This is a genomic window from Pseudomonas sp. PS01301, assembly GCF_029960215.1.
Classification (GTDB): Bacteria; Pseudomonadota; Gammaproteobacteria; order Pseudomonadales; family Pseudomonadaceae; genus Aquipseudomonas; species Aquipseudomonas coleopterorum.
The window spans coordinates 23,188-49,735 of the sequence record NZ_JASCPM010000013.1; the positions used below are offsets into that span (position 1 = coordinate 23,188).

At 64.1% G+C, this 26,548-nt stretch carries 23 protein-coding genes and 1 pseudogene; 16 read left to right on the plus strand and 8 right to left on the minus strand.

From position 1 onward, the window contains the following. Positions 1 to 48: 48 nt before the first annotated feature. On the plus strand, positions 49 to 207 hold the full coding sequence (locus QMX89_RS09070) for a DUF3309 family protein (protein WP_090356827.1): 159 nt from the start codon (positions 49 to 51) through the stop codon (positions 205 to 207). A 101-nt stretch (positions 208 to 308) separates the two neighbouring features. Here QMX89_RS09070 and QMX89_RS09075 read toward each other — a convergent pair whose 3' ends face one another. The 5 genes from QMX89_RS09075 to QMX89_RS09095 all read right to left on the minus strand — a co-directional run bounded on the left by QMX89_RS09075 (position 309) and on the right by QMX89_RS09095 (position 5,228). After that, positions 309 to 1,967, minus strand: coding sequence for a cation acetate symporter (locus QMX89_RS09075; protein WP_056843331.1), 1,659 nt, complete (start codon positions 1,965 to 1,967; stop codon positions 309 to 311). Then, a complete protein-coding gene (locus tag QMX89_RS09080; protein WP_049861480.1) occupies positions 1,964 to 2,275 on the minus strand; it encodes a DUF485 domain-containing protein in 312 nt (103 codons plus the stop codon). The genes QMX89_RS09075 and QMX89_RS09080 overlap by 4 nt, the downstream gene beginning before the upstream one ends. Positions 2,276 to 2,511: 236 nt before the next feature. Then, entirely contained in the window at positions 2,512 to 3,366 is an 855-nt protein-coding gene (locus QMX89_RS09085; protein ID WP_049861481.1) for a glycine betaine ABC transporter substrate-binding protein, read from the minus strand. Between the two features lie 153 nt (positions 3,367 to 3,519). Beyond that, positions 3,520 to 4,299, minus strand: coding sequence for an ABC transporter permease (locus QMX89_RS09090; RefSeq protein WP_049861482.1), 780 nt, complete (start codon positions 4,297 to 4,299; stop codon positions 3,520 to 3,522). Next, positions 4,296 to 5,228 (minus strand): ABC transporter ATP-binding protein, encoded by a 933-nt coding sequence (locus QMX89_RS09095; RefSeq protein WP_282347873.1) that lies wholly within the window; start codon positions 5,226 to 5,228, stop codon positions 4,296 to 4,298. Before QMX89_RS09095 ends, QMX89_RS09090 begins: the two co-directional genes overlap by 4 nt. Positions 5,229 to 5,613: 385 nt before the next feature. Between QMX89_RS09095 and QMX89_RS09100 the strand changes: the two genes are divergently transcribed. The 3 genes from QMX89_RS09100 (at position 5,614) to QMX89_RS09110 (ending at position 9,694) form a co-directional block, all read left to right on the plus strand. Then, the gene (locus QMX89_RS09100) at positions 5,614 to 8,061 is read left to right on the plus strand and encodes an acyl-CoA dehydrogenase (protein WP_282347874.1); all 2,448 of its coding nucleotides are present in this window, start codon (positions 5,614 to 5,616) and stop codon (positions 8,059 to 8,061) included. Positions 8,062 to 8,133: 72 nt separating this feature from the next. Next, positions 8,134 to 8,544 carry a PA2817 family protein gene (locus QMX89_RS09105; RefSeq protein ID WP_192000122.1) on the plus strand — a complete coding sequence of 137 codons (411 nt, stop codon included), beginning with the start codon at positions 8,134 to 8,136 and terminating at the stop codon, positions 8,542 to 8,544. A gap of 184 nt (positions 8,545 to 8,728) precedes the next feature. Next, positions 8,729 to 9,694, plus strand: coding sequence for an aliphatic sulfonate ABC transporter substrate-binding protein (locus QMX89_RS09110; RefSeq protein WP_282347876.1), 966 nt, complete (start codon positions 8,729 to 8,731; stop codon positions 9,692 to 9,694). A gap of 89 nt (positions 9,695 to 9,783) precedes the next feature. On the opposite strand, the gene mntP is transcribed toward QMX89_RS09110, so the two are convergent. From mntP to QMX89_RS09125, 3 genes are all read right to left on the minus strand, one after another. Further along, on the minus strand, positions 9,784 to 10,350 hold the full coding sequence (mntP, locus tag QMX89_RS09115; RefSeq protein ID WP_282347877.1) for a manganese efflux pump MntP: 567 nt from the start codon (positions 10,348 to 10,350) through the stop codon (positions 9,784 to 9,786). 226 nt (positions 10,351 to 10,576) lie between these two features. Further along, entirely contained in the window at positions 10,577 to 11,701 is a 1,125-nt protein-coding gene (locus tag QMX89_RS09120) for an acyl-CoA dehydrogenase family protein (RefSeq protein WP_282347878.1), read from the minus strand. A gap of 159 nt (positions 11,702 to 11,860) precedes the next feature. Further along, a complete protein-coding gene (locus QMX89_RS09125) occupies positions 11,861 to 12,754 on the minus strand; it encodes a LysR family transcriptional regulator (protein ID WP_056843338.1) in 894 nt (297 codons plus the stop codon). 94 nt (positions 12,755 to 12,848) lie between these two features. Between QMX89_RS09125 and QMX89_RS09130 the strand changes: the two genes are divergently transcribed. From QMX89_RS09130 to QMX89_RS09185, 12 genes and pseudogenes are all read left to right on the plus strand, one after another. Continuing rightward, the gene (locus QMX89_RS09130; protein ID WP_282347879.1) at positions 12,849 to 13,487 is read left to right on the plus strand and encodes a cysteine dioxygenase; all 639 of its coding nucleotides are present in this window, start codon (positions 12,849 to 12,851) and stop codon (positions 13,485 to 13,487) included. After that, on the plus strand, positions 13,484 to 15,067 hold the full coding sequence (locus QMX89_RS09135; protein WP_282347881.1) for a rhodanese-related sulfurtransferase: 1,584 nt from the start codon (positions 13,484 to 13,486) through the stop codon (positions 15,065 to 15,067). Before QMX89_RS09130 ends, QMX89_RS09135 begins: the two co-directional genes overlap by 4 nt. A gap of 115 nt (positions 15,068 to 15,182) precedes the next feature. Then, positions 15,183 to 15,977 (plus strand): class II aldolase/adducin family protein, encoded by a 795-nt coding sequence (locus QMX89_RS09140; RefSeq protein ID WP_049861492.1) that lies wholly within the window; start codon positions 15,183 to 15,185, stop codon positions 15,975 to 15,977. Positions 15,978 to 16,041: 64 nt separating this feature from the next. Next, positions 16,042 to 16,815: pseudogene (locus QMX89_RS09145) on the plus strand (ABC transporter permease); the annotation flags it as partial. A gap of 5 nt (positions 16,816 to 16,820) precedes the next feature. After that, the gene (locus QMX89_RS09150; protein WP_282347884.1) at positions 16,821 to 17,603 is read left to right on the plus strand and encodes an ABC transporter ATP-binding protein; all 783 of its coding nucleotides are present in this window, start codon (positions 16,821 to 16,823) and stop codon (positions 17,601 to 17,603) included. A gap of 175 nt (positions 17,604 to 17,778) precedes the next feature. Beyond that, a complete protein-coding gene (locus tag QMX89_RS09155) occupies positions 17,779 to 19,431 on the plus strand; it encodes an ABC transporter substrate-binding protein (protein ID WP_282347885.1) in 1,653 nt (550 codons plus the stop codon). Beyond that, positions 19,428 to 20,387 carry an ABC transporter permease gene (locus tag QMX89_RS09160; RefSeq protein ID WP_043187222.1) on the plus strand — a complete coding sequence of 320 codons (960 nt, stop codon included), beginning with the start codon at positions 19,428 to 19,430 and terminating at the stop codon, positions 20,385 to 20,387. Before QMX89_RS09155 ends, QMX89_RS09160 begins: the two co-directional genes overlap by 4 nt. A gap of 20 nt (positions 20,388 to 20,407) precedes the next feature. Next, positions 20,408 to 21,352 (plus strand): ABC transporter permease, encoded by a 945-nt coding sequence (locus QMX89_RS09165; RefSeq protein ID WP_282347887.1) that lies wholly within the window; start codon positions 20,408 to 20,410, stop codon positions 21,350 to 21,352. Continuing rightward, the gene (locus tag QMX89_RS09170) at positions 21,349 to 22,968 is read left to right on the plus strand and encodes an ABC transporter ATP-binding protein (protein ID WP_282347889.1); all 1,620 of its coding nucleotides are present in this window, start codon (positions 21,349 to 21,351) and stop codon (positions 22,966 to 22,968) included. The genes QMX89_RS09165 and QMX89_RS09170 overlap by 4 nt, the downstream gene beginning before the upstream one ends. Before the next feature lie 285 nt (positions 22,969 to 23,253). Beyond that, complete coding sequence (locus QMX89_RS09175; protein ID WP_282347891.1) at positions 23,254 to 24,231, plus strand: ABC transporter substrate-binding protein; 978 nt, start codon at positions 23,254 to 23,256, stop codon at positions 24,229 to 24,231. 12 nt (positions 24,232 to 24,243) lie between these two features. Next, positions 24,244 to 25,578, plus strand: coding sequence for an LLM class flavin-dependent oxidoreductase (locus QMX89_RS09180; protein WP_049861498.1), 1,335 nt, complete (start codon positions 24,244 to 24,246; stop codon positions 25,576 to 25,578). Positions 25,579 to 25,640: 62 nt separating this feature from the next. Continuing rightward, entirely contained in the window at positions 25,641 to 26,507 is an 867-nt protein-coding gene (locus tag QMX89_RS09185; RefSeq protein WP_282347892.1) for a TauD/TfdA family dioxygenase, read from the plus strand. Positions 26,508 to 26,548: the final 41 nt, after the last annotated feature.

Consider the following 26,548-nt stretch of genomic DNA (forward strand, 5'->3'; position numbering starts at 1 on the left):
GCGCTGCGTGGCTTTACTGACGAATATTCTCACTGTCCACATAAGGAAATCGCCATGGGCACCATACTGATCATCGTTCTGATTCTGCTGTTGATTGGCGGATTGCCAGTATTCCCGCACTCCAGAAGTTGGGGCTACGGTCCGTCGGGTATCATCGGTACCGTACTGATCATCCTGCTGATTCTGGTATTGCTCGGCAAGATATAGCCTTGCAGGTGTGCAGGCCTTCTGGGGCAGCGCGCCAGGAATGAAAAATCCGATGCCCTTGCGGGCATCGGATTTTTTTTGCGTTGCAATGGGTGCGGGTATCAGTGCGAGACTGCGCCGCTGGAACCCAGACCGGTCTGCGAGCGTACGAACTGCGGGTAGAACAGTGCGCGCTCTTCGTCGGCGGCTGCCGACTTGTCGGTGATCGAGAAGAACCAGATACCCACGAAGGCGATCGCCATCGAGAACAACGCTGGGTACTCGTACGGGTAGATCGGCTTGTCGTGGTGCAGGATCTGCACCCAGATGGTCGGGCCGAGGATCATCAGCGTCACCGCGCTGATCAAGCCCATCCAACCACCGATCATGGCGCCACGGGTGGTCAGCTTCTTCCAGTACATGGAGAGCAGCAGCACCGGGAAGTTGCAGCTGGCCGCGATCGAGAACGCCAGGCCCACCATGAAGGCGATGTTCTGGCTTTCGAACGCGATACCCAGGCCAATCGCCAGGACACCGAGGCAGACAGTGGTGATCTTGGAGACGCGGATCTCGTCCTTGTCGTTGGTCTTGCCCTTCTTGATGACGCTGGCATACAGGTCGTGGGACACCGCCGAAGCACCGGCCAGGGTCAGGCCGGCAACGACCGCCAGAATGGTGGCGAACGCTACGGCCGAAATGAAGCCCAGGAAGATGCTGCCACCCACGGCATCGGCCAGGTGGACCGCAGCCATGTTGTTACCGCCGAGCAAGGCGCCAGCGGCATCCTTGAACGCCGGATTGGTGCTGACCAGCAGGATCGCGCCGAAACCGATGATGAAGGTGAGGATGTAGAAGTAGCCGATGAAACCGGTCGCGTACAGCACCGACTTGCGGGCTTCCTTGGCATCGGACACGGTGAAGAAGCGCATGAGGATGTGCGGCAGGCCGGCAGTACCGAACATCAACGCCAGGCCCAGCGAGAACGCCGAGATCGGATCCTTCACCAGCCCGCCGGGGCTCATGATGGCCTCACCCTTGGCGTGTACCCTGACCGCTTCGGAGAACAGCATGTTGAAGTCGAAGTTGACATGCTTCATCACCATCAGGGCCATGAAGGACGCACCGGACAACAGCAGTACCGCCTTGATGATCTGCACCCAGGTGGTCGCCAGCATGCCGCCGAACAGTACGTACAGGCACATCAGGATGCCCACCAGAACCACCGCCACGGCATAGTCGAGGCCGAACAGCAGCTGGATCAGCTTGCCGGCACCGACCATCTGCGCGATCAGGTAGAACGCCACCACCACCAGCGAACCACAGGCTGACAGGGTGCGGATTTCCTTCTGCTTCAAACGATAGGACGCGACGTCGGCAAAGGTGTACTTGCCCAGGTTGCGCAAGCGCTCGGCGATCAGGAACAGGATGATCGGCCAGCCCACCAGGAAGCCGATGGAATAGATCAGGCCATCGTAGCCGGAGGTGAACACCAGCGCGGAAATGCCCAGGAAGGATGCCGCCGACATGTAGTCGCCAGCGATCGCCAGGCCGTTCTGGAAACCGGTGATCTTGCCGCCTGCCGCGTAGTAGTCCGCCGCCGACTTGTTGCGCTTGGAGGCCCAGTAGGTGATGCACAGCGTGGCACCCACGAACAGCACGAACATGACGATCGCCGAGACGTTGAGGGGCTGCTTCTGCACCGCGCCGGTCAGCGCCTCGGCAGCCATCACGCTTGGGGCCAGGGCGAGTGCGCCCATTGTTGCCAATAGACGCCGCATCATTGCTTGGCCTCCTGCAGGATCAGACGATTCAGGTCGTCGAACTCGCCGTTGGCGCGCTTGACGTAGATGGCGGTCAACACGAAGGCGGAAAGGATGAGGCCGACACCGATGGGTATGCCCCAGGTGATCGACGATCCCGGACTGAGCTTGGCGCCCAGAATGTGGGGGCCATAGGCGATCAACAGGATGAAGGCCGAATACAGTCCGAGCATGATCGCCGAAAGTATCCAGGCAAACTTCTCCCTCTTTCTCACCAGCTCCTTGAAACGCGGGCTGTTTTGAATCGAGAGGTAAATGCTGTCGTTCATTGTTTTTGTCCTCGCAGCATAGATGGATAGAACGTATTCCACTTTAGGCTGCTCTGGGACGCACTCCAGACGACCTTAGTAGTAGATCGGGGCTCGCAGACGCAAAAAGGTCGCCCTGGGGCGACCTTTCATGGTTCAACGTAGGAGCGGTCAGTGGCCGCGAAGGCTGCACCGGGGTTGACCCGATATAACGCAGTGCCTGATTCGCGGCCGATGACCGCTCCTACAGGGAGGGGTTACTTGGCGGTCCACTCGGCCACACGGTCCGGGTGCTTGGCGACCCAGTCCTTGGCGGCAGCGTCAGGCTTGGCGCCGTCCTGGATGGCCAGCATCACTTCGCCGATCTCGTCCTTGGACGACCACTGGAATTTCTTCAGGAAGGCTGCGACCTCTGGCGCCTTCTTGTCCAGACCCTTGCTGCCGATGCTGTTGACGGTTTCCGCCGCGCCGTAAACGCCCTTCGGATCTTCCAGGAAGCGCAGTTTCCACTTGGCGAACATCCAGTGCGGAACCCAGCCGGTCACGGCAATGGACTGCTGGGCGTTTTCGGCGCGCGTCAGTTCCGCAATCATGCCTGCACCCGAACTGGCCTGCAGCTTGTAGCCGGACAGACCGTAATCCTTGATCGCCTGTTCGGTCTTGAGCATGACGCCGGCGCCGGCGTCGATACCGACGATGCGGTTCTTGAAGGTGTCGTCGGTCTTGAGGTCTTCGATGCTCTTGGCCTTGACGTATTCGGGCACGATCAGGCCGATCTTGGCATCCTTGAAGTTGGGGCCGTAGTCGACCACCTTGTCCTGGTTCTTGCTCCAGTACTCGCCATGGGTCACCGGCAGCCAGGCCGACAGCATCGCATCGAGTTTGCCGGTGGCCACGCCCTGCCACATGATGCCGGTGGCAACCGCCTGCAGCTTCACGTCATAGCCCAGCTTCTGCTTGATGACTTCGGCGGCGACATGGGTGGTGGCGACGCTGTCCGACCAACCATCGACGTAGCCGATGGTGACTTCCTTGGCGGCAGCACTGGCCCAGCTGCAGCCCATGGCCAGAACCAGAGCAGCACTGGCTCCGAGAACTTTCTTCATGCTCATTCTGCTTCCCCGATAAGGCTGCGCGCGACGAATGCCGCACGGCAAATGTTGGCGTACTGATCATCGACTTCACGCGCCGATGATCATGCTCCACCTACGACCTTGAACCGTCGAGAAACGACATGGCCGGCCTTGCGGTCCGGCCGGGGGAACTCAGCTGCGCATGCCGCGGCCGCTGACCAGCAGCTTCACGCAGGCGAAGTACAGCACCACCGTGGCCACCAGCATGAACGCCACCGCTACGCCGATGCTGATATCCGAAACGCCGAGGATACCGTAACGGAAAGCGTTGACCATGTGCAGCACCGGGTTGGCCAGCGACACCGTCTGCCAGAACGGCGGCAGCAGGCTGATGGAATAGAACACCCCGCCCAGGTAGGTCAACGGCGTGAGCACGAAGGTCGGCACGATGGAGATGTCATCGAAGTTGCGCGCGAACACCGCATTGATGAAGCCGAGCATGGAGAAAATCGTGGCCGTCAGCAGCACCACCAGCACGGTGATACCCAAGTGATGCACCTGCAGATCGGTGAAGAACAGCGACAGCACGGTGACGATGATCCCCACCATCAGGCCGCGCAGCACACCGCCCGCCACATAGCCCACCAGAATGGTGTGCGGCGACAGCGGTGACACCATTAGCTCCTCGATGGAGCGCTGGAACTTGGCGCCGAAGAAGCTGGAAACCACGTTGCCGTAGGAGTTGGTGATCACCGACATCATGATCAGCCCCGGCACGATGTACTCCATGTAGCTGAAGCCACCCATGCCACCGATCTGCTTGCCGATCAGGTTGCCGAAGATGACGAAGTACAGCACCATCGTGATGGCCGGGGGCAGCAGCGTCTGCGGCCAGATCCGCGTGAAGCGGCGCACTTCGCGGTAGATGATGGTCTGCAGGGCGACCATATTGGCCTGGAATTCGGAACTCATACCGCAACCTTCCTCAGATTCTTTTCCACCAGGGACACGAACAGCTCCTCCAGGCGATTGGTCTTGTTGCGCAGGCTCAGCACCGGAATGTTCAGCAATGCCAACTGGCCGAACAGCGAGGTGATGCCGATCTCCTTGTCGACCTGCACTTCCAGGGTCTGCGGATTGACCAGCGTGCAGGGGTAGCCTTGCAACTGCGGCGCAGCGTTGAGCGGCTGCCCCAGATCGAGCAGGAAGGTCTCCACGTGCAGGGTGCCGAGCAGATCGCGCATGCTGGTGTTCTGGACGATGGTGCCGTGGTCGATGATGCCGATGTTGCGGCACAGCTGTTCGGCTTCTTCCAGGTAATGAGTGGTGAGGATGATGGTGATGCCTTTCTCATTGAGCTCGGTGAGAAAGCTCCACATCGAGCGGCGCAGTTCGATGTCCACGCCTGCGGTGGGCTCGTCGAGGATCAGCAGGCGCGGCTCGTGGATCAGCGCCCGCGCGATCATCAGGCGGCGCTTCATGCCACCGGACAACGATCGCGACGGCGTATCGCGCTTGTCCCATAGCCCCAGTTGGGTCAGGTACTGCTCGGCGCGCTCCTTGGCGACCTTGGCTGGAATGCCGTAGTAGCCCGCCTGCGTCACGACGATGTCGAAGGTCTTCTCGAACTGGTTGAAGTTGAACTCCTGGGGCACCACGCCGATGCTGCGCTTGAGCGCGGCCGGCTGGCGGTCCAGGTCGTTGCCGAAGATGTTGACCGTACCGCTGGTCTTGTTGACCAGGGTGGAAAGGATGCCGATGGTGGTCGATTTACCTGCGCCGTTGGGGCCCAGCAGTGCGAAGAAGTCGCCTTCCGCTACGTCGAGATCGATGCCACTGAGGGCCTGAAACCCGTTGCCGTAGGTTTTGGTCAACTGTCGAATGGACAGAGCAGAACTCATAAGGGGTCTATACGCCGTGTTGAGAATGGTGATGAAGTGAGGGCGACTGCGATGATTTGCAACCAGATGTGTGGGAACGGACGCCATGATGGGCGCCGTCTCCGCTGTCGTAAAGTGACCGTTGTCGATAGTGGACATCAGTCTCACGCGTGTCGCATCTGCCCATTGAGGTAGGGCCACAACCGCAGGCGAACGTTCCGGGCAACTGCCCACCGCCATGCGCTGTGCGAACTCCCCTACCCCGCAACGGTCACTATCCAGGCAAGACCTGGATCTGTCCCACACCGAAGCTACGTGCCTGGCCACCGTTTTTTCCGTGTGCCGTCGTTTCCTCGACGGCGTCCGCAGGTGGTTCGTCCCACCTGGCTTTCACGGAGAAAACACTATGCTGTTGTTGTGGATCGTCGCCCTTGTGGTCGGCATCGCCTGGCTGGCTCACCGCCGCATTCCCGCGTTGCCTGCCATGGGCATCGTCGCCGTCTTCCTGCTGGTGATGGGCGCGGCCAGTCGCGCGCCGGGCTGGCTGCTGGCGGTGTTCTGGCTGCTGCTGATTGCCAGCGCCCTGCCCCTGCTGCTGCCAGAGGCGCGCCGCAAGTGGTTCACCGCGCCGTTGTTCCGCTGGTTCAAAAAGACCCTGCCGCCGATGTCCGACACCGAGCGCGACGCCATCGACGCTGGTACGGTCTGGTGGGATGGCGAATTGTTCAGCGGCCGACCTGACTGGAATACGTTGCTGGCCTACCCCAAGGTCCAGCTGAGTGCAGAAGAACAGGCGTTCATCGACGGCCCGACCGAGCAGCTCTGCGCCATGGTCAGTGACTGGCAGATTGGCCAGGACATGGACCTTCCGCCAGCGGCCTGGACCCATATCAAAGAACACGGCTTTTTCGCCCTGATCATCCCCAAGGAATATGGCGGTAAAGGCTTTTCGGCTTATGCCCACTCCCAGGTGGCGATGAAACTGGCCACCCGCAGCGGCGACCTGGCCTCCACGGTCATGGTGCCGAATTCCCTGGGCCCTGCCGAACTGCTGCTGCACTACGGCACGGACGAGCAACGCAACTACTACCTGCCGCGCCTGGCCCGTGGCGACGACATCCCCTGCTTCGCCCTGACCGGGCCCCTGGCCGGTTCGGATGCGGGGGCAATGCCCGACGTCGGCGTCATCTGCAAAGGCCAGTGGCAAGGCGAAGAAGTCATCGGCATCCGCCTGACCTGGGAAAAGCGCTACATCACCCTTGGCCCCATCGCCACATTGCTCGGCTTGGCCTTCAAGGCCCACGACCCGGAGCACCTGCTGGGTGACAAGGAAAACCTGGGCATCAGCCTGGCGCTGATACCGACCGATACGCCCGGCGTCGAGATCGGTCGTCGCCATTTGCCGCTGGGCGCCGCGTTCATGAACGGGCCGAACTCGGGCAAGGACGTATTCATCCCCCTCGACTACCTGATCGGCGGCCAACCCATGCTGGGCAAGGGCTGGATGATGCTCATGAACTGCTTGTCGGTGGGCCGTTCGATCTCGTTGCCAGCGGTCGGCACCGGGGCGGCCAAGTACACCAGCCTGGTGACCGGTCAGTACGCCCAGGTGCGCGAGCAGTTCAACGTACCGCTGGCGGCCTTCGAAGGCATTCAGGAATCTCTGGCGCGCATCGGTGGTAACGCCTGGCTGATGGACAGCGCGCGTATGTTGACTGCCAACGCCGTGGACCTGGGAGAAAAGCCCTCGGTGCTGTCGGCCATTCTCAAGTACCACCTCACCGAGCGCGGACGCGACTGCATCACCCACGCCATGGACGTCCACGGTGGCAAAGGCATCATCATGGGGCCCAACAACTACCTGGGTCGCAACTGGCAGGGCGCACCGATCTTCATCACCGTGGAGGGCGCGAACATTCTCTCGCGCAACCTGATGATCTTCGGTCAGGGCGCCATCCGCTGCCATCCGTTCGTGCTCAAGGAAATGGCCCTGGCCGCACGCGAAGACCAGAGCCAAGCGCTGCTGGAATTCGATGCCCTGCTGCTCAAGCACATCGGTTTTGCGGTGAGCAACGCGGCCAGCACCTTCATTCTCAACCTGGGGTTCGGGCATTTCGAACAGGCGCCGGGTGACCGCCTGGCCCAAGGGTATTTCCGGGCTCTGAACCGGCAGGCTGCCGCCTTTGCCCTGCTGGCCGATCTGAGCATGATGCTGCTTGGTGGCGAATTGAAACGTCGCGAACGCCTCTCGGCGCGGCTGGGCGATGTGCTCAGCTACCTGTACCTGAGTTCGGCGGCGCTCAAGCGTTATCACGACCAGAACTCGCCCGAATACCTGGAGCCACTGCTGCGCTGGGCCATGGAAGAAAGTCTGGGCAAGGCCGAACATGCCCTGGACGCGATCCTCAAGAACTTCCCCAGCAAACTGCTCGGTTGCCTGTTGCGCGGCGTGGTGTTCCCGTTCGGTCGCCGTCACACCGGTCCGTCCGACAAGCTGGAAGCCGAAGTGGCGGCGATCACCGGTCGCCACAAGGGCGACCCGGCACTGGAAGAGCTGCTGGCCGGCTGTTACCGCCCACAAGGCGCGGATGATCCGGTCGGCGCCCTCCAGGTTGCCTTCGACCTGCTGCGTGACAGCCAGCCGTTGCACAAGAAGCTGCAACAGGCCCACAAGGCGCGTCAGTTCAGCGCCACGCCCGGGCAATCGCTGATCGATGCGGCGCTCGAGGCTGGCGTCCTGCAACCGGGCGAGGCGCAGACGCTGCATCAGGCCGAAGCGGCGCGACGCAAGGTGATCGACGTCGACGACTTCAGCAAGGATGAACTGCTGCCCACTGCCGGCAAGGTCCGCTGAGGATCTGCAATAAGACAGCGGGCGCGTGGAGCTTTATACTCCCGCGCCCGTTTCGCTCTAGAGGACCCCACCATGGCCACTGCCCATCTCGAACACCACCTCGTCCTGCTGGACCACTTGCGCGGCATCCTCGTGGCGCTGGGCGAGGCGGAGCAGGTACCCGAGGAAAGCCACGCGTTGTTCCTCGAACGCTTCGATGAACTGCGCGCGCAGCTGCCGGTCGACCCCGTGGAAAGCCAGTACCTGGGCCAGGACATCCTGTGTCAGGTGATCACCCGCTACCCGCAGATCGCCCACTTGGTGCCACGTGACCTGCTGTGGTTCTTCGCCGGTGACTGCCTGCACTACATGCCCGACGAAGAGATCGAGCTGTATCAAGCACTGGAAGAACGCCGCTTCGAGGCCGAGGAGAACGACGAGCCGTTCGATTGGAATCAGGAGAAGCAATTGATGGCTATGTCGGGTCCGCAAAGCCATCATTGACCGTGCTTCACTTCGCCGTCGCAATGACGGCGAAGTGCTGTCTGCATAAGCTGATAACCAAACGCCATTACCCTCCCCCCTGTCGTTCTTCTATAGTCGCCTCACCGGATCACCGGGCATGCCCCTCCCTGTTCTCTTCGAGCCGACCGCACCCAGCGGATGCGTCGAAGACGAGACTCACATCATGTCCACCCTCTTCACCCCACGACACCTGCTCGCCGCAAGCCTCAGCGTTGCGCTCGGTTTGTCCTTCAGCGTCGCGGCCCACGCCGAAACGCAGCTGCGCATCGGCTACCAGAAATCGTCAACCCTGATGGTGCTGCTCAAGCAGCAAGGCACGTTGGAGAAACAACTGGCCGATCAAGGCGTGCGCGTCAGCTGGCATGAATTCGCCAGTGGTCAACCGCTGCTCGAAGCGCTCAACGTCGGCAACGTCGACCTGTCCGCCGACGTCGCCGATACGGTGCCGGTGTTCGCTCAGGCCGCCGGCGGCAAGCTCACCTACTACGCGTCCGAATCGGCCTCGCCGCAGGCTCAGGCGATCCTGGTTCGGCAGGACTCGCCGCTGAAGACACTGACCGATCTGAAGGGCCACACCGTGGCAGTCACCAAGGCGGCGGGCGCCCATTACCTGCTGCTGGCCGCCTTGCGCAAAGCCGATCTGAAATTCACCGACATTCAGCCCGCCTACCTGACCATCGCCGACGGCCGAGCGGCCTTCGAAAACCAGAAAGTGGATGCCTGGGTGGCGTGGGAACCCTTCCTCAGCGCCGCGCAGCAGCACCAACCCACACGCGTGCTGGCCGGCAGCGAAGGCCTGGCGGCGTACAAGCGTTATTACCTGGCCGGCACGCCTTACGCCCAGGCCAACCCAGCCATTCTGAAGACGGTATTCGACGATTTGGCGGAGACCGGCAAATGGGTCAAGTCGCACCCTGCCGAGGCGGCCGCGATACTGGGTCCATTGTGGGGCAACCTGGACCCGGTCGTGGTACAGCAAGCCAACGCCCGTCGCAGCTACTACGTACAGCCGGTCACCCGCGAGGGGCTGGCCGAGCAGCAGAAGATCGCCGACGCCTTTTACGACGAGAAGCTGATTCCCAAGCGGATCGACGCGGTGAACGTGGAGGTATGGGCGCCGGGCCAGTAGTCTATCGGCTTGGGCTTGGGCTTGGCATCAACTGTGCGGCGCCTTGTCTGGCGCCGTCGCGGGGCGGCTCCCGGAAACCTTGCTCTCGATCACGCCGCAGACAAGTGTTCATAGAGGATGACCGCGCCGACCAGCATCAGCACGATGCCACCGATGATTTCCGCGCGTTTGCCGACGACGACGCCCAGTACCCGACCCAGCATGACGCCGATCGTGACCATGACGGTGGTCGCTACGCCGATGGCGGCTGCTGCGATCCAGATGTTCACGTTGACGAAGGCCAGACCTACGCCGACCGCCAGAGCATCAATGCTGGTGGCGAAAGCGGTGACGGCCAGAATGACAAAGGAATGCTGTTGCGGCTTGTCCTCTTCCGGGGCTTCAGCTTTGACGCCGTTGTAGATCATGTGCAGCCCGAGTGCCACCAACAGCACGAAGGCAATCCAGTGATCGAAGTCCTGAACATATGAAGTGGCCGCCTGACCGATGAACCACCCTATCAATGGGGTGATGGTTTCGATCACGCCGAAGATGATACCGGTGCGAAGTGCCTCGGCCAGGCGCGGCTTGTGGAGGCTGGCGCCTTTGCCGATGGCGGCTGCGAAGGCATCGGTGGACATGGCCAAGGCGACGAAAATGATGGAAATGAGGTTCACGGTCGAGCATCCAGCCGGGCTATGAGTCAACGACGCAACCACACGCCCGGCTTTAGGCATGGATGCATCGTTGGTCTCACCAACCCGAAGGTGTTCGTGCCACGGCAGACGGCCGAGAATGTTGACACGAACGCTCTGAACCGAGGTCAAGAGCAGGCTACTCCCCAACAAGGGACGCCACTGTAAGCAGTCGCACATGAAAATTTCGTGAGCGCAACCATGGGTGTCAGGGCAACAGCGCCTGCCGCCCAATGGCAACCAGTGCACTGTCATCCTGGGGCGTATGAATGCGTGCGCAGAGCACGTTGCGGTAGTGCCGCTCCAGCGCGTTGCGGCGGTCCAGCGCGGGGTTGCCGCCGGCTTCGATGGCCAGCGTCACGGCGCGGATGGCCTGGTTGCAGACCAGGTACTTGATGGCCGGCCAGCGTTCGGCGGGCAGGCGGCCTTCGGCGGACGATTGCAGCAGGGCCTGGTTGGCCAGCAGCAGGCTGTCGATCTCGCCGACCCGCTCCTGAAAGCGCGGCAACGTCGCCAGGGCGGCGCCGAGGTTGGCCGGCACACGATGCTGCAACCAGTCAATGAACGAGTCCCGCGCGGCCTGGGCGACGCCGTCGTAGACGCTGGACATCAGCACCGCCATCCAGCGCAGGCCTTCGGCATCGAGCTCCGGCTGCGGTGCGCTGGCAGGGCTTACGCTGACCGCCTGGTCGAGGGGCACCAGCACGTCGTCGAAGACCACGTCGTGGCTGCAGGTGGCGCGCATGCCCAGGTGGTCCCAAGTGTCTTCGATGCTGACGCCGGGCGTGTCCCTGCGCACCAGCCAGGAGCCGACCAGCGGGTCATCGTCGTCACTGCGCGCCCACACCAGCAGCCAGGTCAGGCCATGGCTGCCCGTGGAGTAGATCTTGCGCCCACTGAGTCGCCAGCCCTCGGTGGTCCGTCGCGCCACGGTGTTGGGCAAACCGCCGCGCGCCGGGGTGCCGAGTTCGGGCTCGACCCGCAGGGAATTGATCAATGCTCCGGTTTCCACGGCCTCCAGAGCCAGGCGCTGCTGCCAGGCCTTGGGCCAGCGCTCGCTTTGATGCAGACGAGCCTGCTGCAGATACTGCATGACCAGAATCAACGCCGTGGCCGGCTCGCCCTTGGCGACGGCCGCCACCACTTTCTGCGCCGTGGCCAGGTCGGCCCCACCGCCGCCATAGGCGGTGGGCACGGTCAGGGCGAGCAGGCCCAGGCTGTGCAGGTGCTCGATGTTGTCATGGGGAAACTCACCGCTGCGGTCGTAACGCTCGGCATGCAGGGCCATTCGCTGAGTCAGCGCGGCAAGGGCGGTGGGGTCGAGTGGGGTCATGGAAAAACTCTGTCGCGCCGTTGCAGAACGGCAGGCCGGCGGCCTCGCGACTGACCGCCGCGAGGCCGTTGATTTGCGCCCATCTAACCATTCGTCCTGACATGAGTAAAATTCAATTTAGTCATATCCTAATATGCGAAACACGAGCGATGACTGCCCTCAGTCCGTGTTCATGCCGTGGGCCACGGTTTCCCCGAACACGCGAATCGCACCCTGCAGATTGCCGACGAAGGCGGCGTGCACCAGCCACAGGTCGACCATGGGTTTGAAATCCGAGATCTGCAGCACCTGCAGTTGATCGCGGTGTCGGCTGTGCTGCAACAGCGGTGCCGGGACCAGCCCCAGGCCCATGCCACTGGCCGCCAGACCCAGCTGCAGGTCGGTACCGAAAATCTCCAGATTGAGTTTCAGGCTCAGGCCCTGTTCGGCCAAGGCGTGCGAAAGGCCGGCGCGGAAGCCGCAGCCGTCGGGGTTCAAAACCCATCCGGTACTCTGGCAATCGGCGAGCTTGCACCGTTTGCCGAGGTCCAGGCCCTTGGCGCCGACCACCAGCAGCGGCATGCGCGCCAGGGAATGCCCCACCACGCCCTCGGGAAACACCTTGCCGGCCGGGAACAGCGCCGCAGCGGCGTCCAGCTCCCGGTGCTGGATACGCTGGACCAACTGGCCGCCCCACCCGTGTGCGACCTGCACCTGCAGATCCGCGAAGCGCTGCTTCAAGGCTTGCAGGGCATCGAGCAGGACCGCGTCGCCCACGGTCTGCGGCACGCCGAGGCGCAGGGTGCCGGAAGGCGCTGCATCTTCGGCCACCAACTCATGCAACGAATCGATCTCGCGCATCACGCCCTGGCAGCGTTCGTACACACGCAGGCCGATGGCCGTGGGTTTCATGGGCTTTGTGTGGCGATCGAGCAGGATCGCTCCCAGTGACTCTTCGAGACTCTGCAGACGCCGGGTGATGGCGGACTGGGTCAATTGCAGGGATTCGGCGGCGACGCTCAACGATTGCAATCGCACCACCGCCAGAAACGCTTGGATGTCATCTATCTTCATTCGCTTTTCGCATATTAGCTTATGAACAAATTGAATTTCGGGAAGCTTATCCCCTTTGCTAGGGTAATAACGAATCTGTTCGAGGGCTACTGAAATGACTCATCCCCTGCGCTATGACCGTTTTCGCCAGTTCGTCGGCGACCTGGCCGAGCTGCTCGAGCGCACGTCCAGCGAGCCCAAGGTGCTGGAGCACGGCGCGCTGTTGCTGCAACGACTGGTCAGCCATGACGACTGGCTGCCGGAAATCGCTGCGCAGCCGGATCCGCAACGCTACCAGCAATTCCTGCTGCACGCCGATGCGCGCCAGCGCTTTTCCGTGGTGAGCTTCATCTGGGGCCCTGGGCAACGGACACCGATTCATGACCATCGCGTGTGGGGCCTGATCGGCATGTTGCGCGGCGCCGAATTCTCCCAAGGCTTCAGCCGCACGATCGATGGCCGCCTGGCACCCGACGGTGCGCCTGTGCGTCTGGGTCCGGGGCAGGTCGAGGCGGTCTCGCCCAGCGTCGGCGATATCCACCAGGTCAGCAATGCCTTCGACGACCGTGTCTCCATCAGCATCCATGTCTACGGCGCCAACATCGGCGCCGTGCAGCGCGCCGTGTACAGCGAGAGCGGCGAAGAGAAACCCTTCATTTCCGGCTATTCCAATGCCGGTATCCCCAATTTCTGGGACCTGTCCAAAGAGCCTGCGTCCACCGAAAGCTCGTTCAAAGAGAGATCGCCTGCATGACCAAGATTGCCGTACGCCCCTACTCCGCGATTCGCCAGGCACTGCTGGACAAGCAGGAACTGGCCTTGATCGATGTGCGCGAGGAAGCGCCCTTCGCCGAAGCGCATCCGTTGTTCGCCGCCAACATTCCCCTGTCGCGCCTGGAGCTGGACATCTACGCCCGCGTACCGCGCCGGGATACCGCGATCACCGTCTACGACGATGGCGAAGAACTTGCCCAATTGGCGGCGCAACGCTTGCAGGCGCTGGGTTATACCGATGTGGCCCTGCTGGAAAACGGTCTGGCTGGCTGGCGTGAGGCGGGTGGAGAATTGTTTCGCGACGTCAACGTGCCGAGCAAAGCGTACGGTGAACTGGTGGAAAGCCGTCGCCACACACCGTCGCTAGCGGCCGAAGAGGTCAAGGCGCTGCTCGACCGTCAGGCGGACGTGGTGGTGGTCGACGCGCGCCGTTTCGATGAATACCAGACCATGAGCATCCCCGGTGGCATCAGCGTGCCGGGCGCCGAACTGGTGCTGCGCATCCGCGAACTGGCGCCGAACCCGCAGACCCAGGTGATCGTGAACTGCGCCGGACGCACCCGCAGCATCATCGGCACCCAGTCACTGGTCAACGCCGGAATTCCCAACCCGGTGGCGGCGCTGCGCAACGGCACTATCGGCTGGACGCTGGCCGGTCAGGCCCTGGAGCACGGCCAGCAGCGTCGTTTCGGTGAAGTCGACGAACACACCCGTGCCGCAGCGGCGCAGTCGGCACGCGCAGTGGCCGACAAGGCCGGCGTGCAACGGGCGACGCTGGCGGCACTGGGCAACTGGCAGGCCGAACAGGGGCGCACCACCTATGTGTTCGACGTGCGCACCCCGGAAGAATACGCGACCGGGCACCTGCCTGCGGCTCGCTCCACGCCCGGCGGTCAGCTGGTGCAGGAAACCGATCACTTCGCCAGCGTGCGCGGCGCGCGCCTGGTGCTGGTCGACGACGACGGTGTGCGCGCCAACATGAGTGCGTCGTGGCTGGCCCAGATGGGCTGGGACGTGTTCGTGCTGGACGATGCGCAATCCAGCGACTTCACCGCCACGGGCGCCTGGCAGGCACCAGTGCCGCCCCTGCCCGAGGCTCCGACGGTCAGCCCGACCACACTCGCCCAGTGGCAGAGCGAGGGCGACACCCAGGTGTTCGATTTCACCACCAGTGCCAACCATGTGCAGCGCCACATCGCCGGCGCCCACTGGGCATTGCGCGCGCAACTGCCCCAGGCCCTGGAGAACGTGCCGGTGGCCAAGCGCTACGTGGTGACCTGTGGCAGCAGTCTGCTGGCGCGCTTCGCCGTGGCCGACCTGCAAGCCTTGACTGGCAAACCTGTCTTCCTCCTCGAAGGCGGCAATGCAGCCTGGGTGGCGGCAGGCCTGCCGGTGGAGCAAGGCGATCATCGTTTGGCGGTGCCTCGCAGCGATCGCTATCGCCGCCCCTACGAGGGCACCGACAACCCCCGCGAGGCCATGCAAGGCTATCTGGACTGGGAGTTCGGTCTGGTCGAGCAACTGGCCAAGGACGGCACCCACGGCTTCAAGGTGATCTGACCGCGCCACACCCCTTACCTCACTGGCAGCTCGGGACCTGATGAAACCGGACCGAGCGGCGATCGCGCCTCAGCGCCAGCGCCGCCGGTCTGTACGTTTTTCAGGAGAGACCCGAATGACTTCGTTGTCCGTTCTGCACGATTCCACGCCCACGCTGCGCCAGCGGGTCACGCCCCAGGAATGGGAGGTGCGCGTCAAGCTCGCGGCTGCCTATCGACTGGCCGCGCAATTGCGCTGGACCGACCATATCTACACGCACTTCTCGGCGCGGGTACCCGGCGATCAGGAGCACTTCCTGATCAACGCCTTCGGCCTGCTGTTCGATGAAATCACCGCATCCAACCTGGTCAAGGTCGACATCGACGGTGAACTGATCGACGACCCCCTGGGCCTGGGCATCAACCACGCCGGCTACGTGATCCACAGCGCCATTCACCGCGCGCGTCCCGACCTCAAGGCCGTGTTGCACACCCACACCCGCGACGGCGCCGCCGTGTCGGCGCAACGCAACGGCTTGCTGCCGCTGTCCCAGCACGCCCTGCTCTACTACAGTCGCGTGGCCTACCACGGCTATGAAGGCATTGCCCTGGACCTCGACGAACAGACGCGCCTGGTCAGCAACCTGGGCGACAGCAACATCCTCATCCTGCGCAACCATGGGCTGTTGACCGGTGGCGTCAGCGTGGAGCACGCCTTTCGCGAACTGCATGGCCTGGAGCGGGCCTGCAACATCCAGATCGCCGCCCAGGCTGGCGGCAATGCCGACCTGCTGCTGGCGCCGCAGGCGGCCATCGACAAGGTGCACCAGCAGTCCGCCAGTGCCGCCAGCGGCGACAACCCCAAGATCCAGCTGCACTGGGACGCCTTGATCCGTCAGCTGGACCGCGAGGGCCAAGACTATGCCACCTGAAATCGCCCTCCAGCCGGTTGCACAAGCACCCTTGCAGATGCTGGAAATCACCCCCAGTGCGCCCCGCCGCGGCGTGCGCGTGCCAGGCTTCGTGCTCAGGCTGCTGAGCCCGCTGGCGATCCTGGTGCTGTGGGAGCTGGCCTCCCGGGCCGGGCTGATTCCACCGCGCATCATTGCCGCGCCGTCGAGCATCGCGGTGACCTTCTGGTCCCTGACGGTCAGCGGCGAACTGCCCATGCACCTGTTGATCTCCCTGCAACGCGCGGTGTCGGGGCTGGCCATCGGGGTCGTCATCGGCACCGTCGCCGCCCTGTTCACCGGGCTGTCGCGGCGCGGCGAAGTGCTGCTCGACTCGCCCATGCAGATGCTGCGCACCGTGCCGTCACTGGCGCTGGTGCCGCTGTTCATTCTCTGGTTCGGCATCGGCGAATTCACCAAGGTCGCGCTCATCGTCATGGGCACCACCTTTCCGGTGTACCTGAACCTGTTCGCCGGTATCCGCAGCATCGACCCCAAGCTGATCGAAGCCGGCAATACCCTGGGGCTGAACCGTCGCGAGCTGGTCTGGCACGTGATATTGCCCGGCGCATTGCCGTCCTTCTTCGTCGGCCTGCGCTATTCCCTGGCAATCTCCTGGCTGGCGCTGGTGTTCGTCGAGCAGATCAACGCGACCTCCGGCATCGGCTTTCTGGCCAGCGACGCGCGCGACTTCATGCGCACCGACATCATCGTCATCTGCCTGCTGGTGTACAGCCTGCTGGGGTTGGTGATCGACGGCATCATCCGCGCCCTGGAGCACTACGCCCTGGCCTGGCGCCCCACCTTCGTGAAGAGCTGATTCCCATGACCGCACACACCGCGCTGCACCCCCAACCCGCCGTCAGCCTGCAGAACGTGGTGCGCCAGTTCGGCGCCAATCGTGTCATCGACGGCCTGGACCTGGACATCGCGCCCGGCGAGTTCGTTGCCCTGCTGGGCGCCAGCGGCTCGGGCAAGACCACCCTGCTGCGCTCGCTGGCCGGGCTCGATCCGATCGAAGGCGGCCGCCTGCTGGTGCCCGCGGCGCGCTCGGCAGTGTTTCAGGAACCGCGCCTGATGCCGTGGAAACGGGTGTGGAAGAACGTCACCCTCGGCGTGCGCGCCCCGCAGGCTCGCGAGCGTGCGGTCAAGGCCCTGACCGAAGTGGGCCTGGCGCATCGGCTGGATGCCTTTCCGGGCACCTTGTCCGGCGGGGAAGCCCAGCGCGTGGCACTGGCCCGCAGCCTGGTGCGCGAGCCTCGCCTGCTGTTGCTGGACGAACCCTTCGCGGCCCTCGACGCATTGACTCGTATCCGCATGCATCAACTGATCATCGACCTGTGGCGCGCCCATGGGCCGGCAGTGTTGCTCGTCACCCACGACGTGGAAGAAGCGATTCTGCTGGCCGATCGCATCATCGTGCTCAAGCAGGGACGCATCGCCGAGGCGCTGCCCATCGGCCTGGATCGCCCACGGGAAAAAGGTACCCCGGCCTTCAATGCCATTCGCCGTCGTCTGCTCGGACTGCTGGGCGTGGACGCCAGCCCGCCTCAGGTGGCCGATGGGCCCTTGCCGCTGGCGAGCAGACCACGAGCGCTCGCGACCTGAATCGGGGTGAGCCCTTCGCGGGCAGAGGGCTCGCCGCCCGCCCCGCTCCCACAAAGAACTCGCCGCCCGCCCCGCCCCCACAGGCACCACCAACCTCTGTGGGAGCGGGGCTCTGCCCGCGAATGGCCCCACCCCAAACCCAAGCCGATCACAGCACTACAAAGGACCCTCACCCATGCCCCACCCAACCCCCTCATCGGCTTCGAACCCACCCCAACGCCCCCGCCTGCTGGCGCTCGGCGTACTGCTCGCAACGCTTGTGGGCTGCTCACCCTCGGCCCCCGAGCAGGCCGACAAGACCCTGAAGATCGCCTTCTTCGGCGACAACACCACCCTGGTCAGCGTCGACCCGTTCCAGGTCTACTGGCTCGAACACCGCGTGCTGTTGCGCAACGTCGCCGAATCCCTGACCGATCAGGACCCCGACAGCGGCAAGATCATTCCCTGGCTGGCGAAAAGCTGGAACATCAGCGACGACGCCCTGAGCTACACCTTCCACCTGCGTGACGACGTCACCTTCAGCAACGGCGAGCGCTTCGATGCACACGCGGTCAAGACGGCGTTCGACAGCGACAAGGCCTTCGCTCAGGAACTGCCGGCCACCTTCGGTGCCACCTACCTGGCCGGCTACGACCACGCCGAAGTGCTGGACGACTTCACCATCAAACTGGTGCTGTCGCGACCCAACGCCGGCTTCCTCCAGGCGACGTCCACCACCAACCTGGCGATTCTCGCCCCGGCGTCCTACCAATTGACCGCCAAGCAGCGCTCTCTGGGCCAGATCATCGGCACCGGGCCTTTCGTGCTGGAGCACTACACACCGGAGAGCGGCGCCCGCCTGACCCGTCGTGCGGGCTACCACTGGGCGTCGGCGAACATGAAGAACAAGGCCGAGGCTCATCTCGATGCGGTGGACATCAGCTACATCGCCGAGGAAAGCGTACGCAATGGCCTGTTCCTGCAAGGCAAGGTCGATGTGCTGTGGCCGCGCAACCCCTTCTCGGAGGTTGACCTCAAGCTGTACCAGAGCAAGGGCGCGACCATCCAGAGCCGTGCCTTGCCGGGCCCGGCCCTGAACCTCTACCCCAACACCCGCAACGGCCGCGTGCTGGCCGACAAGAAGGTTCGTCAGGCACTGCTCAAGGCCATCGACCGCAAGAGCTACGCCAGCACCGTGTACAACGCCGATTTCCCGGTGGTGACCGGCGTCTACGACAGCACCACGCCGTACTTCAAGGCCCAGGGCGACAAGCTGGCCTACGATGCCGCCGGTGCCGCGCGCCTGCTCGACGAAGCAGGCTGGGCCCCGGCTGCCGACGGCTATCGGCACAAGGACGGCAAGCGCCTGAGCCTGGCCTACAACATCAACGGCAGCGAAACGGCCGGTGATGTGCTGGTGCAGGACCAACTGCGCAAAGTGGGCATCGACCTCAAGCTCAACGTGGTGACCCGCGCCGAATGGACAGCGGCCAACGCCCAGGGCAACTACGACCTGACGTCCACCTACATGACCCGCGCCGACCCCATCATCCTGCAGACCATTCTCGATCCGCGCAGCGCCAACAGCTCGACCCTGGCCACCAACACCTACGAACCGGCCACTCTCAACCGCGCGACCGCCCTGTTCGATGCCGGCATCACCGCCACCCAGACCGAGCAGCGCGCCAACGCCTATGGCGACCTGCAAGACCTGCTGGTGGACGAAGCCTCGGCCTTTCCGATCTACGAGCGGGTCTGGCAGGCCGCCACCGCCGCGCGGGTGAAGAACTTCCACTGGACCGCCGAGGGCTTCGCCTTCCTAGGTGACATCGAGGTCGGCACGCCATGAACCGTTACCTGCTGGGCCGTGTCGGCCAGGCGCTGCTGGTGCTGTGGGGCGCCTATACCATCACCTACTTCATCCTCTACCTGCTGCCGGGCGATACGCTGTCGATCATGCTCAGCGCGTCGGGCATCGAGGTCGATGCGCTGTCGCCTGCGGACCTGGCCAAGGCGCGCGCCTACTACGGGCTGGATCGTGGTCTGTTCGAGCAGTACGGGCATCTGCTCTGGCAGGCCCTGCAGGGTGACTTCGGCCAGTCGTTGTCACTCAACCGGCCCGTGACCGCGTTGCTGGCCGAGCGCCTGCCCCAAACCCTGACCCTGGCCGGTTCGGCCATCGTGCTGTCGCTGATCGGCGGCGTCGGCCTGGCCTACCTGACCGCCTACGTACGTTGGCAGCCACTGCAATCGGCCATGGCACGTCTGCCTTCGCTGGGCTTCTCGGTGCCGGTGTTCTGGCTGGGCCTGCTGCTGATCCAGGTGTTCGCCTTCGGTCTCGGCTGGTTTCCCGCCACCGGCAGCCAAGGCCTGGACAGCCTGGTGCTGCCGGCCATCACCCTGGCGATCCCCAGCGCGGCAGTGTATGCGCAGGTGCTGCAACGCGGGTTCCAGCACGTGGCTCGCGAGCCCTACATCACCACCGCCTACGCCAAGGGCCTCAGCCGAGCCCAGGTGCAGTACCGCCACGGCCTGAAGAACGCCGCGCTGCCCATCCTCACGCTGTTCGGCCTGCAGGTCGGCAATACCGTGTCCGGCGCGGTGCTGGTGGAAACCATCTTCAGCCGCAACGGCGTCGGTCGCCTGGCCCAGGAAGCGGTGCTACGCCAAGACATCCCGGTGGTGCTGGCCATCGTCGCGATCTCGGCCGCCGCCTTCGTGGTGGTGAACCTGCTGGTGGACCTGCTCTACCCGATCTTCGACCCCCGTATCACCCACGCGCCTGCCGCGCCCACAGCGGCCTAGGCCAGCCAAGGACTTCGCTCATGCCTTCATCCAATGCCGTGCGTGATCTCGACCAGCGCTTCATCCCGGCCGCGCCTGCTGCGACGGCCTACGCGCCGCCACCGCCAGCGGTCCTGCCCGCGTGGCGGCGGCGCAGTCGCTGGGCGCGCCTGCTCGCGGCCTCACGTCCCTTGTCACGCCGACCTGGCTTCTTGCTGGCTGCTCTGGTGGTCGCCTTCGCGTTGCTCGCCGCCGTGGCACCGGGCGCGCTCAGCGGCTTCGACCCCAATGCCACCGCGCCGCTGGCCAAGCTCACCGCGCCGAATGCGACCCACTGGTTCGGCACCGACGAGTTGGGCCGCGATCTCTACACCCGGGTGATACACGGTGCCAGCCTGTCGATCCAGGCTGCGCTACTGGCCGTCGGCCTGGCCCTGCTCGGAGGCCTGACCCTGGGCGTGCTGTCAGGGTTCGCCGGTGGCCGCGTGGACGCGGTGATCATGCGCGTGATCGATGTACTGCTGGCCCTGCCCGGCTTGCTCCTGGCCTTGGCCATCGTCACCGCCATCGGCTTCGGCACCCTGCCGGTGGCCCTCGCCGTGGGCGTCGGAATCATCCCCGGCTTTGCCCGCACCACCCGCGCCGAAGTGCTGCGGGTCAAGACCCTGCCCTATGTCGAGGCCGGACGACTGGGCGGCGCGAGCTGGCTGCAGACCTTGTGGCGGCACATCCTGCCCAACGCCTGGGGCCCGGTCGCGGTGCTCGCCACCCTGGATTTCGGAGCGGCCATCCTGGCCACTGCCGGGCTCAGCTTCCTCGGTTTCGGCGCCGCACCACCGGCGCCGGAATGGGGCACGCTGATCGCCACCGGCCGGCACTTTCTGATCACCGCGCCATGGGTGGCGCTGTTGCCCGGCGTGTTCGTCGTGGCGGTGGTGTTCAGCCTCAACCACCTGGCCCGCACCCTCGAAGAGATCAAGCGATGAATCCGCTCATTGAAGTGCACGACCTGAGCATCGCCTACCGTCACGGGCCGCAACAGACCCGAGCCGTGACCGATGTATCGTTCAGCCTGATGCAAGGCGAGACCCTGGCCATCGTCGGTGAATCCGGCTCGGGCAAGACCACCATCGCCAACGCCATTCTTGGCTTGCTGCCGGACAGCGCCGTGGTCACCGCCGGGCGCCTGTTGGTGGCTGGTCAGGACCTGAGCCAGGCCAGCGAACGGACCAAACGCCAGTTGCGCGGCCGCACCATCGGCCTGGTGCCGCAAGACCCGATGGTCAGCCTCAATCCGACCCAGCGCATCGGCCGCCAGATCGCCGAAGCCTTGGTGCTGGCCAAGGGCGCGCGCTACAAAGGGGTAGACGCCGACGTCAGCGAACTGCTGGCCCAGGTGGGTCTGGACAACCCGCAGCTGCGCGCTCGGCAGTACCCCCATGAGTTGTCTGGCGGCATGCGCCAACGGGTGCTGATCGCCATCGCCCTGGCCGGCAACCCGCGCCTGATCATCGCCGACGAGCCCACCAGCGCCCTGGACGTCACCGTGCAGCGGCGCATCCTCGACCATCTCGAAGGGCTGGTACGTGAGCGCGGCATTTCCCTGCTGATCATCACCCACGACCTGGGCGTGGCTGCCGACCGAGCCGACCGCGTGCTGGTGATGAAGGCCGGCGCGTTGGTCGAACAGGGCACGCCGCATCAGGTGCTGGCCAACCCGAGACAGCCCTATACCCGCGCGCTGATCGCCGCAGCGCCGGCGTTCGCCGAGCACCGCGCACCGCGCCCGGCTCCCGCCTCGGGGCAAACGCCCCTGCTTTCCCTGACGGCGGTGAACAAGCATTACCGCCTGCCACGCATGCGCGGCCAGGCCGAGCGTTTCCAGGCGCTGGCCGATGTGAGCTTCAAGGTCTGCGCCGGGCAGACCTTGGGCATCGTCGGCGAATCGGGCTCGGGCAAGAGCACAGCGTTGCGCATCGCCTTGGGCCTGGAGAAAGCCGACAGCGGTCGCGTTCAGTTCGCCGATCAGGACGTGACCGACTTCGGCTGGCGACAATTCAGACCCTTGCGTCGGCGCATGCAATTGGTCCAGCAGAACCCCTTCGCCGCGCTGGACCCGCGCCTGTCGATCTTCGACAGCATCGTCGAGCCGTTGGTCTCGTTCGGGCTGGCCAAAGGTGCGGAGCTGGATCGCGCCGCGCGTGAGCTGATCGAACGGGTGCATTTGCCGGCGCATTTTCTCGACCGTCTGCCCAGAGAACTGTCCGGCGGTCAGCGCCAGCGCGTGGCCATCGCCCGGGCGCTGGCGTTGCAGCCCGATCTGGTATTGCTGGACGAGCCGGTGTCGGCGCTGGATGTTTCGGTGCAGCGGCAGATTCTCGACCTGCTGGACGAACTGCAACGCGAGCTGGGTATCGCCTATGTGATCGTTTCGCACGATCTGGCGGTGATCGCCAACGTGGCCGATGACGTGCTGGTCATGCGCCAGGGCCGCATCGTCGACCAAGGCCCCACCGCCCAGCTGTTCGACCAGCCATCGAACCCCTACACCCGCGCGTTGCTCGACGCCATACCCGGCAAACGCCAACGAGCCCTGGCCTAGAACCCGTAGGAGCGGTCATTGGCCGCGAACCTGCCACCACGCTCTTTCTGGTAGACCGCGGCGTTGCGTTCGCGGCCGATGACCGCTCCTACGGGGATGCAGTGAATGGGACAGGATCCCAATATGCGCAATACGCATAAACATGAGCTAGATGAATCCACAAAAAGAATAATTAACATAGAACTAAATGTCATTTCACAGCGCCCCTTTAGAGCTTTAGTTTGAACCCAGACCGACCCCTTGCCTGGTGGAGGTAACTCAATCCCTCTTCAGGAGTCGCTGTCCATGACCCGTTCCCGTGTCCTTTCCTTCGTTCTGGCGGTGGGGCTGTTGGCCGCAGGCCCGCTGGCCTTTGCCGACAAGCTCGAACCGTTGCGCGTCGCCAATCAGAAATCAAGCCTGAAGCTGTTGCTCACCGCAGCGGGCGAACTCAAAGACGTTCCCTACCCCATCGAGTTTTCCGAGTTCGCTGCCGCCGCGCCCCTGGGCGAAGCGTTGAACGCCGGTGCGGTGGACGTGGGTTACCTGGGCGATGCGCCTTACGTATTCGCGCTGGGTTCCGGCGCGCCGCTCAAAGCCGTCAGCATCACCCATTTCGAAGGCCGCTACACCACCTCCATTCTGGTGCCCAAGGACTCGCCACTGCAGTCGGTTGCCGACCTCAAGGGCAAGCGCGTGGTCACCAACCGCGGTTCCATCGGCCACTTTCTGGTGATCAAGGCCCTGCGCGACGCGGGCCTGAAAACCTCCGACATCACCTTCGTCAATTTGCTGCCCAGCGACGCCCAGGGCGCACTGCAATCCGGCGATGCCGACGCCTGGTCGACCTGGGACCCCTACACCACCATCGCGCTGAACCAGGGCAACGCCCGCATCCTGCGCAAGGGCACCGACCTGCTGACCAACAACACCTACCTGGTGGCCACCCAACAGGCCACCGAAACCAAGCGCGCTCAGGTCGAGGACTTAGTCGTGCGTCTGGAGCGTGCCTACCAGTGGGCCAACACCCACCACGACGAGTTCGCTGCCGCTCAGGCCCAGGTCACCCGCCTGCCGTTGGCGGTGCACCTGGCCTCGGTCAACGAGACCCGCTACACGCGCGCCGAGATCACCGACGCGGTGATCGCCGACCTGCAGCAGACCGCCGACATCTATCTGGAAGAAGGCGTGCTGGCGCAGCCGGTCAAAGTCGCCCAAGGCTTCGACAAACACTTCAACGACTTCCGCGCACCCACCCAAACCCCGCTGGCCAGCGCGCCATAACAGGAGATTTCCATGAGCACACGACAACTGAAACTGGGCGCCATGATCCACGGCGTAGGGCACGGCTGGGGCGAGTGGCGGCATCCACAGGCACTGGCCGACGCCAGCACCAACCTGCGTTACTACCAGCACCAGGCGCGGCTGGCCGAAGACGCCCGCTTCGACTTCGCCTTCATCGCCGACAGCCTGCACATCCACGAGCGCTCCAGCCCCCATTACCTCAACCGCTTCGAGCCGCTGACCCTGCTCTCGGCGCTGGCCGCCACCACCGAGCACATCGGCCTGGTCGCCACCATCACGGTCAGCTACACCGAGCCCTACCAGGTCGCCCGGCAACTGGCCTCCCTCGACCACATCAGTGGCGGCCGCGCCGGCTGGAACGTGGTCACCTCGTGGCTTTCAGGCACCGCCGACAATTTCAGCAAGGCCGAGCATCCACCCCATGCCGTGCGCTACAAGATCGCCCGGGAACACGTGGATGTGGTCAAGGGACTGTGGGATTCCTGGGAGGACGACGCTTTCACCCGCAACAAGGCCACCGGCGAGTTCTTCGACCGCAGCAAACTGCACGCCCTGAACCATCGTGGTGAGTTCTTCCAGGTCAAGGGACCGCTGAACATCGCTCGTTCGCGCCAGGGCCAACCGGTGATCTTCCAGGCCGGCGTTTCCGAGGACGGCCGCAATTTCGCCGCCCAGAACGCCGATGCGATCTTCTGCCGACACGAGTCGTTCACCGAGTCGCGCGCCTATTACCAGGACCTCAAACAACGCGCTGCAAGCGCCGGTCGCAATCCGGACAAACTGTTCGTCCTGCCGGGCATCAGCCCGATCACCGGGCGCGATCGCGAAGAGGTCGAGCGTCGCTACCAAGAGGCCGCAGACCTGGTCGGCATCGAAGACGCCATCGTCGCCCTGGGCCGCCCGTTCAACGACTACAACTTCAGCGGCCACGATCTGGACGCCCCCTTCCCCGACCTCGGCGACCTGGGCGCCAACAGCCACAAGGGTACGTCCGAGCGGATCAAGCAACTGGCCCGTGACGAGCACCTCACCTTGCGCGAAGTGGCCCTGCGCTTTGCCAAACCCGAGCGGGATTTTGTCGGCCTGCCCGAGGAGGTAGCGGACGCCGTGCAAGCCTGGTTCGAGGGCCACGCCGCCGACGGCTTCATCATCAACTCGCTGCTGCCCGACGGCCTCGAATACTTCACCCGCTACGTGGTGCCGATCCTTCAGCAACGCGGCCTGTTGCGCACCGAGTACCCCGGCCTGACCCTGCGCGACAACCTCGGCCTCGAGGTGCCGGCCAATCGCAACGCGGCCCTGCGCCGCAACGAAGAAGTGGCCTGAAAACCGATTCCCCACCCGCCGTGGCCGTGGGCTCCGGCACTCGATTGCAAAGGACACCTGCCATGTTTGCCGAAAAAATACAGCGCCCCGCCACGGCGATCCGCGCCACCGCCCTGGAGCCGACCATCGGCGCGCAGATCGAAGGCGTCGATCTGCGCCACCCCCTCGACGCGCAAACCCGTGATCAGATACGTGCGTTGCTGCTCAAGCACAAAGTGTTGTTCTTCCGTGATCAACACATCGATACCGCCCAGCAGTTGGCCTTCGCTCGCCAATTCGGCGAGCTTTACCAGCATCCAACCACTCAGAAACAGGACCGAGAGCGGCCCAACGCTCACCTGATCCTGGCCAGCGAAGCCCGCGACCGTTATGGCGATGCCCGCAAGGGGCGCTGGCACACCGATACCAGTTGGATGCTCAAACCCACCTTCGGCGCCGTGCTGCGCGCCGTGTCGCTGCCCGAAACCGGCGGCGACACGCTGTGGGCCGACACGGGACTGGTGTACCGCAGCCTGCCGACGGCGCTGCGCGAACGCATCGATAACGCCTTCGTCACCCACAACTTCAAATCCTCGCTGGACAAGGTCGGCTACAACTATCCGATCCTCGCGCACCCGCTGGTACGTACCCATCCCGAAACGGGTGAAGATGCCCTGTTCATCAATTTTTCGATGTCGCCGCAGATTCTCGGCCTGTCACTGGAGGAAAGCCGCGAGATCGTCGGCCTGCTGCTCAAGGAAGTGAGCAACCCCGAATACCAGCTGCGCTTCAAGTGGCAGCCGGGCGATGTAGCGTTCTGGGACAACCGCGCCGCCCTGCACTATCCGGTCTACAACTACGGTGATTTCCCGCGCGTGATGGAACGGGTACTGATCGCCGACGATGACATTCCCCATCGACGCCGGGCTGATCCGGATAAATCGCGCTGAACCCTTCGCGGCCAATGACCGCTCCTACGGTCGGCTCGCTA